15 protein-coding genes are annotated in these 14785 nt (G+C 37.8%); 3 read left to right on the plus strand and 12 right to left on the minus strand.

Going from position 1 to position 14785, the window contains the following annotated elements:
- Positions 1-115: 115 nt before the first annotated feature.
- The 3 genes from rirA to ACFILZ_RS01375 are packed head-to-tail and all read left to right on the plus strand — an operon-like array spanning position 116 to position 2259.
- Positions 116-559 carry an iron-responsive transcriptional regulator RirA gene (gene rirA, locus ACFILZ_RS01365; protein ID WP_375606245.1) on the plus strand — a complete coding sequence of 148 codons (444 nt, stop codon included), beginning with the start codon at positions 116-118 and terminating at the stop codon, positions 557-559.
- 24 nt (positions 560-583) lie between these two features.
- Entirely contained in the window at positions 584-1774 is a 1191-nt protein-coding gene (locus ACFILZ_RS01370; protein ID WP_375610203.1) for a bifunctional 2-C-methyl-D-erythritol 4-phosphate cytidylyltransferase/2-C-methyl-D-erythritol 2,4-cyclodiphosphate synthase, read from the plus strand.
- Positions 1771-2259, plus strand: a complete 489-nt coding sequence (locus ACFILZ_RS01375; protein WP_375610192.1) for a CinA family protein — start codon at positions 1771-1773, stop codon at positions 2257-2259. Before ACFILZ_RS01370 ends, ACFILZ_RS01375 begins: the two co-directional genes overlap by 4 nt.
- A 599-nt stretch (positions 2260-2858) precedes the next feature.
- Here ACFILZ_RS01375 and ACFILZ_RS01380 read toward each other — a convergent pair.
- The 12 genes from ACFILZ_RS01380 to kdsA all read right to left on the minus strand — a co-directional run bounded on the left by ACFILZ_RS01380 (position 2859) and on the right by kdsA (position 14771).
- Positions 2859-3320, minus strand: a complete 462-nt coding sequence (locus ACFILZ_RS01380) for a type II toxin-antitoxin system RatA family toxin (RefSeq protein WP_273791149.1) — start codon at positions 3318-3320, stop codon at positions 2859-2861.
- A 2-nt stretch (positions 3321-3322) separates the two neighbouring features.
- Positions 3323-4285, minus strand: coding sequence for a lipoyl synthase (lipA, locus tag ACFILZ_RS01385; RefSeq protein WP_375606247.1), 963 nt, complete (start codon positions 4283-4285; stop codon positions 3323-3325).
- A 67-nt stretch (positions 4286-4352) separates the two neighbouring features.
- Positions 4353-5813, minus strand: coding sequence for a dihydrolipoyl dehydrogenase (gene lpdA / locus ACFILZ_RS01390; protein WP_375610191.1), 1461 nt, complete (start codon positions 5811-5813; stop codon positions 4353-4355).
- 223 nt (positions 5814-6036) lie between these two features.
- On the minus strand, positions 6037-7380 hold the full coding sequence (locus ACFILZ_RS01395) for a pyruvate dehydrogenase complex dihydrolipoamide acetyltransferase (protein WP_375606249.1): 1344 nt from the start codon (positions 7378-7380) through the stop codon (positions 6037-6039).
- Between the two features lie 14 nt (positions 7381-7394).
- Complete coding sequence (locus ACFILZ_RS01400) at positions 7395-8762, minus strand: pyruvate dehydrogenase complex E1 component subunit beta (protein ID WP_375610190.1); 1368 nt, start codon at positions 8760-8762, stop codon at positions 7395-7397.
- Positions 8763-8778: 16 nt separating this feature from the next.
- Positions 8779-9819, minus strand: coding sequence for a pyruvate dehydrogenase (acetyl-transferring) E1 component subunit alpha (gene pdhA, locus ACFILZ_RS01405; protein ID WP_375606251.1), 1041 nt, complete (start codon positions 9817-9819; stop codon positions 8779-8781).
- 136 nt (positions 9820-9955) lie between these two features.
- Positions 9956-10267 (minus strand): septum formation initiator family protein, encoded by a 312-nt coding sequence (locus ACFILZ_RS01410; RefSeq protein ID WP_012754998.1) that lies wholly within the window; start codon positions 10265-10267, stop codon positions 9956-9958.
- 184 nt (positions 10268-10451) lie between these two features.
- The gene (locus ACFILZ_RS01415; RefSeq protein WP_375606252.1) at positions 10452-10904 is read right to left on the minus strand and encodes a TM2 domain-containing protein; all 453 of its coding nucleotides are present in this window, start codon (positions 10902-10904) and stop codon (positions 10452-10454) included.
- A 377-nt stretch (positions 10905-11281) separates the two neighbouring features.
- The gene (locus ACFILZ_RS01420) at positions 11282-11692 is read right to left on the minus strand and encodes a TM2 domain-containing protein (RefSeq protein ID WP_375610189.1); all 411 of its coding nucleotides are present in this window, start codon (positions 11690-11692) and stop codon (positions 11282-11284) included.
- A 381-nt stretch (positions 11693-12073) separates the two neighbouring features.
- The gene (locus tag ACFILZ_RS01425) at positions 12074-12481 is read right to left on the minus strand and encodes an NINE protein (protein ID WP_375610188.1); all 408 of its coding nucleotides are present in this window, start codon (positions 12479-12481) and stop codon (positions 12074-12076) included.
- Positions 12482-12593: 112 nt separating this feature from the next.
- Entirely contained in the window at positions 12594-13865 is a 1272-nt protein-coding gene (gene eno / locus ACFILZ_RS01430) for a phosphopyruvate hydratase (RefSeq protein ID WP_375610187.1), read from the minus strand.
- A 69-nt stretch (positions 13866-13934) separates the two neighbouring features.
- Positions 13935-14771, minus strand: coding sequence for a 3-deoxy-8-phosphooctulonate synthase (gene kdsA / locus ACFILZ_RS01435; RefSeq protein ID WP_375610186.1), 837 nt, complete (start codon positions 14769-14771; stop codon positions 13935-13937).
- Positions 14772-14785: the final 14 nt, after the last annotated feature.

Consider the following 14785-nt stretch of genomic DNA (forward strand, 5'->3'; position numbering starts at 1 on the left):
ATACTAATACTACATTTACAATAGGGCAAATATAGTCAACGAGAAAAAACTTCTACATTTTGCAAAATATCTTTAAAATAGACTGTGTTCGACAATACTTTACGAAGGAAATGAGATGCGATTAACAAAACAAACAAATTATGCTCTTCGAATGCTCATGTATTGTGCAGATAATCAGGGAACTCTCAGTCGTGTTCCAGAAATTGCTAAAGCATATGCCGTTTCAGAGCTTTTTTTATTTAAAATCCTTCAGCTGCTTGTTCAAGCAGGTTTTATCCAAACAGTGCGTGGACGCAATGGTGGAGTTAGATTGGCTAAACCCGCAGCAGAGATTTCAGTCGCGGATGTTGTGAAAGTAACAGAAGACAACTTTTCCCTCGCAGAATGTTTCGATACTGCAGAACCAACTTGCCCCTTGTTTGATTTTTGTGGTTTAAATACCGCACTTCAAAAAGCATTAAATGCTTTTTTTGAGGTATTATCAGTGATATCCTTGGCTGATCTACAACGATCACCCTTTCAAAATCATTTTAAAATTAATGACAAAAAAGCAAACTAAGATTATAATACAAGGAGATTAAGTATTTCTATTGCAGCAATAATATTAGCCGCTGGACGCGGTGAAAGAGCAGGATCTCCCCATAAAATTCCAAAACAATATCGGCTTCTAGGACAAAAGCCAATTATTTATCATACCTTGCGTTGTTTTTTGCAGCATCCAGCTATCACAACAATTATTCTTGTTATTCATCCAGAAGATCGTCAAATCTGTGAACAAGCTATTGACGATTTTAAAGAGCGCCTTATTATCGTTGAAGGAGGCAATACACGTCAAATCTCTACCTTATATGGACTTCAGGCACTCAAAAAATTTGCCCCCCAATATGTGCATATTCATGATGGTGCACGCCCTTTTATAGAAAACAAGCTTCTTAATAACATTCACAACACTATCACACCTCAAGAAGGTGTTCTTCCTGTTCTGCCCATCTCTGATACCCTTAAACGTATAAATAATCAGCATGTTTTAGAAACAATTCCCCGTACCCATCTTTATAGAGCACAAACTCCACAGTGTTTTCCCTTTGAACATATCTTAGCGGCTCATAAACAAGCAAAACAAGCTTGCAAACAAGAATTCACTGACGATTCTGCAATTGCCGAATGGTTTGGAATTCCTATGCGTACCATTCCTGGGGATCCTAACAACATAAAAATTACATGGCATGAAGATTTTAATACTGCACATTTATATCTCCAAAAGAAAATGCAAATATTTCCTGATATTCGTACCGGCAATGGTTATGATGTTCACTCTTTTGAGGATGGTGATTTTCTTATATTATGTGGTATAAAAATTCCTTTTCATAAAAAATTAAATGGACACTCCGATGCGGATGTTGCTCTTCATGCATTAACAGATGCCCTTCTTGCAACTCAAGGTGCTGGAGATATCGGTACACATTTTCCTCCCTCTGATCCTCAATGGAAAAATGTATCATCAGAAATTTTTCTCCGTCATGCTCTTGATATTATAAAACAAGCAGGTGGTCGTATTGCCAATGTTGATATCACAATTATCGCTGAAAATCCTAAAATTGGTCCCTATCGTCATGCCATGACAGAAAATCTTATGACAATACTTGCAATAACACCTGATCGAATCTCTATCAAAGCAACAACAAATGAACGACTTGGATTTATTGGTCGTGGTGAGGGAATTGCTGCTCTTGCAACAGCGAGCGTCCTTTATTCAGGAGAAATTCCCCAATGACATATCTTTGTGAAAAACACGCACATGAAGTCCTTAATACCTTTCGCCAAAAAGGTTTGCTGTTAACAACTGTAGAGTCTTGTACAGGAGGACTCATTGCTGCAAGCCTCACAAATATTGCAGGATCGTCAGATGTTCTCGATTGTGGATTTGTTGTTTATTCAAATGAATCCAAAACACGCCTTGTTGGCGTTTGTGCTGAACTTATAAGAACCTATGGTGCCGTTTCAAAAGAAGTTGCTCTTGCAATGGCTGAAGGCGGATTAAAACATTCACAAGCTGACATTGCAGTTTCTGTAACAGGAATTGCTGGTCCAGGAGGTGCAAGTTTTGATAAACCTGTAGGACTTGTGCATTGCGCAGTAGCTTATAAAAACCACTCCCCCCTGCACAAAGAAATGCACTTTTCTCATCTTAATCGCAATGCTATCCGCCATGCAACTGTTGAAAATGCTTTTAAAATGATTCTGGAATTGCTTCACTGAATTCCCCATATTAATTTCAAAATTCTTTATTCGCCATCGAGTCTATAATCGTCAATATCTTGAAAAAATTTTATTGTATCACAACTTGAAAATGAAAGATCTCAATAGCGTAAAGTTATCTCACTTTAGTCCTGTGTAGGTTGAATTAATCAAATTTATTCACTTACACGCCACAAGAGAAAAAACTATATAAATAAAATAATTAAAGAAAGAGACACTTGTACTTCTCTCAAGTGCTAAGAGCTGGCGCGCAACATCTTGAGAGATAGCAAATAAATGATGCAGGAGGACTTCTTCATAAGTGTACAGATGTAGATTTTATATACTTTTACGAGAATCTATACTATTTATTATGAGCACTATTATGAAATGGGTATGACGCAAGCATGTTCTATTTGGGCGTTTCGTTTAACGAGTGTGCATCCATTAAAAAAGAGAAAAACAAAAGCATGAAGCTGTGCATCATCTTCATCATTTAAAATGATATTCCTTCAATATGCTTTTGAAAGCTGAATTAAAAACAAATAGTAAAGATGGAAACCCGTTTTCACCTTCACGCTGTTTAAGCAATACGTATTGTTAAAAAATAACAGAATAGACTATGTTACCGTAGAGCCATAAATCTGATGCGCACGCTTCTCAAAAGCCTCGGTAAATTTACGAAACGCAATATCAAACATTGAGCCCATCACTAATCCAAGCGTTTTACTTTTAAATTCATAATCAATAAAAAACTCTACATTACATGCATTGGTATTTTCAATATCATGAAAAGCCCAACGATTTTCAAGATATTTGAATGGACCATCAATATATTTAACTTCTATAAGACTTTTTTCCGGCTGAAGAAATACTTGAGTCGTAAAAGTTTCACGAATAATCTTATAACCAACGGTCATATCCGCAAGAAGCAATATTTTTTTTCCATATTCTTTTCGAGAACGTATTATTAAAGACTCACACATTGGTAAAAATTCAGGATAACGCTCAATATCTGAAACCAGATCAAACATTTCACTGGCACTATGGGTGATCTGCCGATGTATTGTAAAAATCGGCATAATTATCTCTGTAAGGAAAATTTTTCATCACGCGCTTTTTGCAAAATGGCAAAATCATCTCCTGCATGATGAGATGAACGCGTTAGAGGATTGGAGGCCATATGTAAAAATCCTTTTACTTTACCAATCTTGGCAAAAGACTCAAATTCTTCAGGAGGCACAAAACGAACAACTGGATGATGTTTTCGTGTAGGCTGCAAATATTGTCCAATTGTCATAAAGTCAACATCAGCAGCGCGCAAATCATCCATCAATTGCAAAACTTCATTTCGCTCCTCCCCAAGGCCAACCATAATTCCCGATTTTGTAAAAATTGTTGGATCAAGTTCTTTAACACGTTGTAATAAACGAATTGAATGAAAATAACGTGCCCCTGGACGGACTTTCAAATATTTAGAAGGAACTGTTTCTAAGTTATGATTAAAAACATCAGGCTTAGCAGCAACAACAACTTCTAAAGCGCCATCCTTATGACGAAAATCAGGTGTAAGAACTTCAATTGTTGTTTTAGGAGTTTTTTGACGAATCGCATAAATAACTTTTGCAAAATGCTCAGCACCACCATCAGCAAGATCATCACGATCAACAGATGTAATGACAACATGTTTTAATTCCATCCGTGCAACAGCATCAGCAACACGTTCTGGCTCATTATGATCAACGGCAAGTGGAATACCTGTTGCAACGTTACAAAAAGCACAAGCACGCGTACATATTTCACCTAAAATCATAAAGCTAGCATGCCTCTGGCTCCAACATTCGCCAATATTAGGGCAACCAGCTTCTTCACATACAGTCACTAACTTATGCGTACGTACAATACCATGTGTTTCCTTATAAATTGGTGATGTTGGCGCTTTTACACGAATCCAATCCGGCTTTTTTTGAACGCTTGTATCCGGACGATGCGCCTTTTCAGGATGGCGCAAACGTCTATTCGTAACTCTATCAACAACCGTAACCATTTAAGCCTTTGCCTTATAAATACGAAGGAGCAATGAAAAATTTAAAATCTTTCATACAATCTAATCATCAAGCGTTTAAAACTTGATCATAAGCATCCAATACACTTTCTTTCATCATTTCCGATAAAGTCGGATGTGGAAAAACAGTATGCATTAATTCTTCCTCTGTTGTTTCAAGATTCATGGCAATGACAAACCCCTGTATTAATTCTGTTACCTCAGCTCCTACCATATGGGCCCCAAGAAGCTGTCCTGTTTTTTTATCAAAAATTGTTTTTACTAACCCTTGATCTTCACCCAGAGCAATCGCTTTGCCATTCGCGGAAAAAGAATAACGACCAATACGTATATCATACCCTGCTTCTTTTGCTGTCGCTTCTGAAAGCCCTACAGAAGCAACTTGCGGTGTGCAATAGGTGCATCCTGGAATTTTTTTCTTATCAAGCGGATGAACATTCTTTAAACCAGCAAGATGTTCAATACATATTACGCCTTCTTCTTCTGCTTTATGGGCTAACATAGGAGGACCTGCCACATCACCGATAGCATAAATACCCGAAACTCCTGTCCAACTCCATTCATCAGTTACAATACACCCACGATCGGTTTTTATTCCCAAAGCTTCTAATCCAAGATTCTCAATATTACCCTGCACCCCAACAGCAGAAATCAACCGATCAACAGTCATTGTCTCATTTTTACCTTGAATATCAATATGTACAGTTACAGAATCGGAAGATTTTTCAACCCTTGTTACTTTTGCTTGACGAAGAACACGTAAACCTTTTTTCTCTAATTGTTTACAAGCAAATGTTGAAATTTCAATATCTTCAGCAGGCATGATGTGGGGCATTATTTCAACAACAGTGACTGTCGCTCCCATATCATGATAAAAAGAGGCAAATTCAATGCCTATAGCCCCAGACCCTATGACCAAAAGCGATTTTGGCATTTCTGGCGGTATCATAGCTTCAAAATAAGTCCAAATGAGATTTCCATCTGGCTCAATACCAGGAAGGACACGAGGACGTGCACCCGTTGCAATAATGATATGCTTTGCTTGGTAAGTTCCCTCTCCCAAGGTCCCTTTAGGGACTGGATTTTGTGGTTGCATAACCGGTTTGGAGGATGAAGAAACCATAATTTCCGCAAGCTGGCTTCCCTTTGCTTCTTTAGTAAGCTTTGCTTCACCCCAGATAATATCAATTTTATTTTTTTTCATTAAAAAAGCAACACCAGCATTTAAACGTGCTGAAACACCGCGTGAACGTGCCACAACATTTTTGATGTTTGCCTCAATTGAACCATTAATTTTTAGTCCATAATCTTTTGCATGTTCAGCAAAATGTTTCATTTCCGCTGAACGTAAAAGAGCCTTTGTTGGAATACATCCCCAATTTAAACAAATCCCTCCCAAATGTTCACGTTCAACAATCGCAGTCTTAAAGCCACATTGCGCTGCACGAATTGCGGTTACATATCCGCCTGGACCTGATCCAATCACAATTACATCATAAAGATTTGCCACAGTAATTCCTCCATGGATATATATAAAATGGATATGCATTTTTTGAACTTAAAAATGAAAATGAACATAACAGAATTATCTTATGTCTTTATACTCTAAGCTTTCTATAAATGCTTTACCCAAACTAGAAACAGCAATACCTCTGCTCTTCAAACTCTTTAAATTTGTTTTTATTCTCTTAAATACACTCTCTCACAATTTACGTGAAGAACTGTTAAACAGTTCAAACCAACATTGCTAATGGATTTTCAATCATCTTCTTAAAAGTCCGCGCGAGCTCTGCTGCTAAAGCACCATCGACAGCACGATGATCCGCAGAAATTGTAACTGACATAACTGTCGCAATGGCTAAAGCACCATTTTTAACAACAGCACGTTGCTCCCCTGCACCAATCGCAAAAATTGTCGCATGCGGTGGATTAAGAATAGCAGAAAAACTTTTCACACCATACATCCCCATATTGGATACAGCTGTTGTTCCACCCTGATATTCTTCCATTTTTAACTTGCCCTCACGCGCACGCTTTGCAAAATCCTTCATCTCTTTGGAAATAAGCGATAACGGCTTTTCCTCTGCATGGCGAATAATCGGCGTAATTAATCCATTGGGAATAGAAACAGCAACCCCAACATCACAATGTTTATGATGAAGCATTCCACCTTCAAGCCAAGAGACATTCGCATCAGGAACCGCTTTCAAAGAAAGTGCAACAGCTTTGATCACCATATCATTAACAGAAATCTTATAAGTAGGCTTAGCTTCTTCCTGCATCTTAACCATTGGTGCAGCAACATTCAATTGTGTACGCAGCGCTAATAGCGCATCAAGTTCACAATCTACCGTTACATAAAAATGTGGGACTTTCTGTTTTGATTCCACCAAACGTGTCGCGATTGTTTTACGCATATTATTATGGGGTGTGAAGACATATTCATCCTCTTTGAAGAGTTTCAATATCTGTTTCTCAGAAGCACCTGCGGCTACTGGCTCTCCTGTCTGTGACGAATAAGAAATCTTAGAAATATCACCGCTCATAACTTTTTCTACATCACGCTTAATAATACGCCCATGCGGCCCACTCCCAGAAATAAGGGATAAATCAAGACCTGCCTGAGATGCTAATCGCCGCGCTAAGGGAGAAGCAAAAAGACGAGCTCCCTTTTTATCTTGCTGTATTAATTGCCCAGTTGATGATTCATGAGACATTTTTATTCCCTTTGAGTCCGTCTGTTTCAGAGAATCTGTCTGTTTGATACCCTCTAGTTTTTGTCTTGTAGAAGAAGAGATTTCTTCTGTAACTTTTGCAGCTTCAGCTAAATCTTCACCTTCTTCTGCTAAAACAACAATTAAAGCATTTACTTTAACGCCTTGTGTTCCAGCAGGAACAACAATTTTAGCAACCCTACCTTCATCAACAGCTTCGACTTCCATCGTCGCTTTATCCGTCTCAATCTCAGCAATAACATCACCAGAGGAAACCTTATCTCCCTCCTTAATATTCCATTTTGTTAAATTTCCCTCTTCCATCGTAGGGGAAAGCGCTGGCATTGTAATTTTAATGGGCATTATGCTTTCCTCCGTTATGCTCTGTATGTCACAGCCTTAACGGCCTCAATAATTTCAGCAGTATTAGGCAAAGCCAACTTCTCAAGATTAGCGGCATAAGGCATCGGAACATCTTTACCAGAAATCGTAGCAATTGGCGCATCAAGATAGTCAAAAGCCTGCTGCATAACACGGGTTGCTATTTCAGTTCCCACAGATGACTGAGGAAATCCCTCTTCAATTGTTACCAAACGACCTGTTTTTTTAACTGACGAAAGAATTGTTGGAAGATCCATCGGGCGAATGGTTCGTAAATCAATCAATTCAACATCAATACCAAGTTTTTCAATTTCTGGTAACGCTTGAACAGCATAATGCATCCCAATTCCACATGCAACAATCGTCACATCTTGTCCAGACTTATGAATACGTGCCTTACCAATAGGCAAAAGAAAATCATCCAGTTGAGGAACATCAAATTGATGCCCATACAAAATCTCATTTTCAAGGAAAATAACAGGATTATCATCACGAATAGCAGATTTCAGCAAACCTTTTGCATCTGCAGCACTATAAGGCATGACAACTTTCAGACCGGGTACATGACTATACCATGCAGCATAACATTGAGAATGTTGAGCACCAACACGGGCAGCCGCGCCATTGGGACCTCGGAAAACCATAGGAGCGGTCATTTGTCCACCAGACATATAACGTGTTTTGGCTGCTGAGTTAATAATTTGGTCCATCGCCTGCATCGCAAAATTAAAGGTCATAAACTCGACAATAGGACGTAACCCACCAAAAGCAGCCCCGACAGCCAGCCCAGCAAAGCCGTGCTCTGTAATTGGGGTATCAATAACTCGGCGTTCTCCGAATTCTTCTAACAAACCTTGACTAACCTTATAGGCACCTTGATATTGCGCAACTTCTTCCCCCATAAGAAAAACTGTTTCATCACGCCGCATTTCTTCAGCCAAAGCCTGATTAAGCGCTTCACGAACTGTCATTGTAACCATTTGTGTTCCCGCTGGAATATCAAAATTAAGAGATGTATCAAAAGTAGGAGCAGCCTGCGGAACTGATAAAGGCAGAGAAAGAGAAGATTCCTTAGGTTTTTGTGCTGTATCAGTAGGTTGCGAAATATCCTCAGCACGCTCACCTTCTTCTAACAAAATTGCGATAACAGTGTTAACCCTTACGCCTTCTGAACCTTCAGGCACAAAAATTTTACCAAGAGTACCTTCATCAACGGACTCTACTTCCATTGTAGCCTTATCCGTTTCAATTTCAGCAATAACATCGCCAGAGCTAACCTTATCACCTTCTTTCTTGAGCCATTTAGACAGTTTACCTTCTTCCATAGTTGGTGAAAGCGCCGGCATCAAAATATCAATAGACATACTTGCTTCCCTCGCATCAAACTAAAATATCAGTATAGAGCTCAGAAGCATCTGGCTCTTGATCACTTTGTGCAAAATCTACCGCATCAGCAACAATTGCACGGACCTCTTTCTCAATAGATTTTAAATCGTCCTCGCTCGCCCAATTTTTTTTAAGAATCCGACTTTTTACTTGATCAATCGGATCGTGTTCCTCTTTTATTTTTTGGACTTCTTCCTTTGAACGATATTTCGCTGGATCAGACATGGAATGACCACGATAGCGATAGGTTTGCATATCAAGAATGATCGGCCCTTTACCTGAGCGTGCCCAAGAAATTGCTTCATCAGCAGCTCCTTTTACGGATCGAACATCCATACCGTCAACAACAATACCTGGAATTTCAAAAGAAAGACCACGACGGGAAAAATCAGTTTCTGCAGATGCACGTGAAACGGACGTTCCCATAGCATACTGATTATTTTCAATAATATAAACAACAGGCAGCTTCCAAAGTGAAGCCATATTAAAACTCTCGTAAACCTGCCCCTGATTTGCAGCACCATCACCAAAATAAACCAATGTCACATTATCTTTATCAAGATATTGATTCGAAAATGCCAAGCCTGAACCAATGGGAACCTGTGCCCCAACAATACCATGTCCCCCATAAAAGTTTTTTTCTTTAGAGAACATATGCATCGAGCCACCTTTCCCTTTGGAAAAGCCCCCTTGGCGCCCCGTTAATTCTGCCATAACACCACGCGGACTCATCCCAACCGCTAACATATGTCCATGATCACGGTAAGACGTAATAACCTGATCACCTTCTTTTGCCGCTTTCAATGTTCCAACAACAACGGCTTCCTGTCCAATATAAAGATGACAAAACCCCCCAATAAGCCCCATACCGTAAAGTTGTCCTGCTTTTTCTTCAAAACGGCGAATTAAAAGCATTTCACGATAGGCAACAATTTCTTCCTCTTTTGTAAAAGAGGCTATTGGTGCTTTCTTTGTAGTGCTTGATAATACAGTGTGCGCTACCGACGCAGAATTTTTTTTAAGTCGTTCTGCCATATTAAACTCCCTTTTATGATTATCTAGGAATAACCTTTACGAACAAAAGTTACAAGCCTTATCAACCGGCTTAAACAATATCATTGCTGATTGTTGTCTAAATTAAGCGATTTTTCATTTACCTTTAGTATCAATTTCAAGGTATTAAGATTGTCAGTTCATTTGGCTTAGAGAAGTTCAAATTCTTTCGGACATACTCATCCAACATATCTTTTTCTATATGCCCGTTGCGTAAAAGAGAAATACGCTTTTCCATGAATATCCGCTCAGCTTCTATTTTATGAAGCTCCTTTTCTAATTCACTAATATGCTGATTAACTTCACTGCGTGAATACAATCCATACTCACCATGATAAATGTGATAACTGAAATAGCTTAAGACTCCCACCGTCATAAGAGGTAGTACAAAGCGTACTTTGATTGATCGACGTTTCTGCTTTGTCCACATAAAATAGCACAGTCTTTACAGCACAAATTCCTCAATACTCAGCTCAACTATGCACGATTTTGATTAACACCTCATTACTCAATCTAGAAACGTAAACAATTTTTTATCACCAATTTACCCCCCCTCAAAACAATTAAAGTAAGCTGAATAACCCACTTTTTATATTATAAATATTGGATATCCTCTAAGTTGTGATTTTACACCCATCTTTGTCCTTAAAACTTCCTGTTAAAATGACTATAAAATCAATCAATACCCAAGGTGTAATTATCAAAAAAATTCCTATAAGCCCTACCGGCATAAATATTACACTTATTATACTTATTACACTTATTATATTTATAAGAAGTATTGCAATGCCAGTTCCAACTTTACCAACCATAAAACGATGAATTCCTAGTCCACCTAGAAAAAAACAAACGACCGCTAACGTCACTTTTGATTGCTGTGACTGACCTTCAGTCAAGATAGGGAAAATAGATTTAATGGTATCCCCTTCACACACAAAATCAACGACGTCACCAATTTTCGGCGGCGTTTTTCCTGACCAATCCCAATTCGCAAACTGATAGCGCTTACCATCAGCCCCTGAAATGAAATAATCTCCTTGATCATGACCAATAATCTTACCTTTCATCTTCACCACCTATAAAATTGTTATTCATAAAGAAGCTTTTCTTCTAATATGATAATATGTTGAATAAACCTCACAGCATGAATACAGTCTGTATTCACCGTGATATATGACAATTTAAAAAGCTTAAAATCCCCCAACAACTTAAAATTCCCGCAATTATAAGTGGTAAGTACGCTGTTCGATTTGCACTTTTGCTTTTTTCATATGAAATAGTATAGTCTTTTTCAATAGTTTTATTTAAATATTCATAATTTTCTTTAATATTTCACATTTAAAGACATAGCCTAAAATAATTTACATTATTAAATTAATATATTGACAACATTAAAAGTAAAGAAAGTTTCTAGCTCTTTACATTTTATATTATTCTAAAATTTCTACCAATTTATAATTTTATCCCCATTTTCATCCCTAAAATATCCGGATAAAATAACTATAAAATCAATGAATGACCACGGTATAGTAACGAGCAATCCTACACCTGTTATCGTTATAAGAAGCATTACAATGCCTGTCCCAACTTTACCAGCCATAAAGCGATGAATTCCCAATAAACCAAAAAACCAACAAACAAGTGCTATCGCCAATCTTGATTTTTCTGACTGCGATTTACTCAAAAGAGGGAGAACAGATTTAACAACATTATCTTCATATACAAAATCAACGGTATCCCCTACCTTTGGTGTTTTTTTTCCTAACCAATCCCAACTCGTAAATTGATAGCGCTTACCGTCAGCTCCTGAAACGAAATAATCTCCTTGATCTTGACCAATAATTTTACCCTTCATCCTTGCCCACCTATAAAGCTGCTCCTCATGTGTTATTCATAAAGAGATTATTTCTAATTCGATAATATGCAGATTAACCTCACGGTATAAATAAAACGCATAAAAAACATGATAAATGTATAATTGAAATAGTTAGGCCCCCAATAATCTAATATTTCCCGCTTCTATAAACAGCAACCCAAATTACGCTGTAATTGATTTGCGCTTTTGTTTTACCTATAAAAATAGCACAGTTTTTTCAATATTTTCGTTCAACTGTGCATAGCCTTTTAATATTTTACATTAAATACATGTAATACAATAACGCAGAGCTATTATGAACTTAATATATTGATAAAAATAAAAAGCGGGCTAGATTACCTCCTTTTTATTATAAGATTTTTAAAAATCTGTAATTTGATTCCCATCTTTATCCGTAAATCTTCCACCAAGAATGACTATAAAATCAACAACTGCCCAAATTCCGGTAATTATCAATCCAAAAAATGATAAAGATAGAATCAGCATTAAAGCACCTGTCCTAACTCTCCCAACCATAAAGCGATGAACACCAAAGATACCTGCAACCCAACAAAGAAGTGCGAACATTATCTTTGAGTTCTCTGTACTTGATCTCAACAACGGAAAAACAGAACTGACCACACCGCCTTCATAGACAAAATCAACAGTATCACCAATCCTTGGTGGTTTCTTTCCCAACCAATCCCAAGTCGCAAACTGATAACGCTTACCGTCATCACCAGAAACGAGATACATTCCTTGATCTTGAGTAATAATCACACCTCTCATCTTAATCCCTATAAATTTAAATACCTATAAAATTACTATGCATATGCCTTTGATAAGAAATCTCAATTTCATAATCTAAATGATCTTATACTTTCATATTTTTTGCTCACAACTATACACGATATAAATCACCAGCATAATGCGCTTGAGCTCCTAGCATTTCTTCAATACGAATAAGTTGATTGTATTTTGCTAATCTATCCGAACGTGCAAGAGAACCTGTTTTAATTTGTCCACAATTCGTTGCAACCGAAAGATCTGCAATGAAAGAATCCTCTGTCTCGCCTGAACGATGAGATATAATGGCACGATAACCTGCTTTATGTGCTACTTCTACAGCATCAAGTGTTTCACTCAATGTACCAATTTGATTAACTTTTATGAGAATAGAATTGCCTACCCCCATTTTGATACCATCACGCAAACGTGCTGAATTCGTTACAAACAAATCATCACCAACAAGCTGACATCTTTCTCCAATTGTATCCGTGAGTAGCTTCCAACCTTCCCAATCATCCTCTGCCATTCCATCTTCAATTGTAATAATAGGATAATTTTTCACAAGCTGCGCTAAATACTCTACCTGCTCTTGGGTGTCACGGCATTTTCCCTCACCTTTATAAAAATACGAGCCATTTTTATAAAATTCGGTTGAAGCACAGTCTAAACCAATGGCAATTTGTTCACCTGGTTTATAACCACATATCATGATAGATTCCATAATAAAATCAATTGCTTGATCAGCGCTTTTAAATTGAGGTGCAAAACCACCTTCATCACCAACATTGGTATTATAACCTGCACCCTTTAAACGCTTTTTCAACGCATGAAAAATTTCAGCACCATAACGAATTGCTTCTCGAACAGTAGGCGCTCCTATAGGAATAATCATAAACTCTTGAAAATCAATCAAGTTATCAGCATGAACGCCACCATTAATAATGTTCATCATAGGTGTTGGAAGAATATGCGCTTGTGTACCCCCAATATAACGATACAAAGGTAAATTTAATGAAGCCGCAGCTGCTTTTGCAACAGCTAATGAAACACCAAGAAGTGCATTGGCACCAAGACGGGCTTTGTTTGGCGTTCCATCCAAAGCAATCATGGCTTGATCAATAGCGATTTGATTTGTTGCATCCCGACCACCAAGTTCTTCAAGAATTTCGCCATTGACTGCAGCAACTGCTTTTTCAACACCTTTTCCTTGATAGCGCAAACCACCATCACGAAGTTCTATAGCCTCGTGTGCTCCTGTTGAAGCTCCCGAAGGAACCATAGCACGACCAAACGCACCATTTTCCAAATGAACATCAACTTCTACCGTTGGATTACCACGGCTATCAAGAACTTCACGTCCAATGATATCGACAATTATAGTCATATGTATTTCCTTATCCGATAAAAGTCGCGATTCATTTCTAACAACCTATTAATGAAATACTTTTTCTTCTCAATTCAGTTTCTTTGACAGATAATCAAATTCCATTAAAGTCTCAAGCAATCTTTGTAAATCATCAACTTTAATCATATTGGGTCCATCAGAAGGCGCATTATCTGGATCTTGATGCGTTTCTAAAAAAATACCTGCGACCCCAACAGAAACAGCCGCACGCGCTAAAATTTCAACAAATTGACGCTGTCCACCAGATGAAGAACCATGACCACCCGGCTCTTGAACAGAATGTGTTGCATCAAAAATAACAGGAGCTCCAAATGAACGTAAAATAGGCAACGAACGCATATCAGAAACAAGTCGGTTATAACCAAATGACGTGCCTCGCTCACAAAGCATAACATTCGGATTACCACTGTAAACAACCTTTTTTAAAACATTCTCCATGTCCCACGGCGCTAAAAACTGACCTTTTTTAATGTTAATAACACATTCTGTTTTAGCGGCTGCTACCAAAAGATCTGTTTGACGACATAAAAAAGCCGGTATTTGTAAAATATCAACTGTAGAAGAAACAATTGTACATTGCTCTTCTGTATGCACATCAGTTAATATGGGACAATCAAACTCTTTTTTTAAATCAGAAAAAATAGCCATTGCTTTTTCAAGACCAATGCCGCGTGCCGCACTCAAAGAGGTTCTGTTGGCTTTATCGTAACTTGATTTATAAACAAACCTGATACCAAGCTGATCGGTAATTGTTTTAATACGACCAGCCATTTCAAAAGCATGATCTCGACTTTCCATCTGACACGGCCCTGCAATTAATGAAAGAGGCATTTCATTTGAAAAAATCATATTTCCAACTTTCACACGGGCATTTGGTTTAGTCATTTTATCCCTCAAAA

Source organism: Bartonella sp. AP40SXNS (genome assembly GCF_042195825.1).
GTDB lineage: Bacteria > Pseudomonadota > Alphaproteobacteria > Rhizobiales > Rhizobiaceae > Bartonella.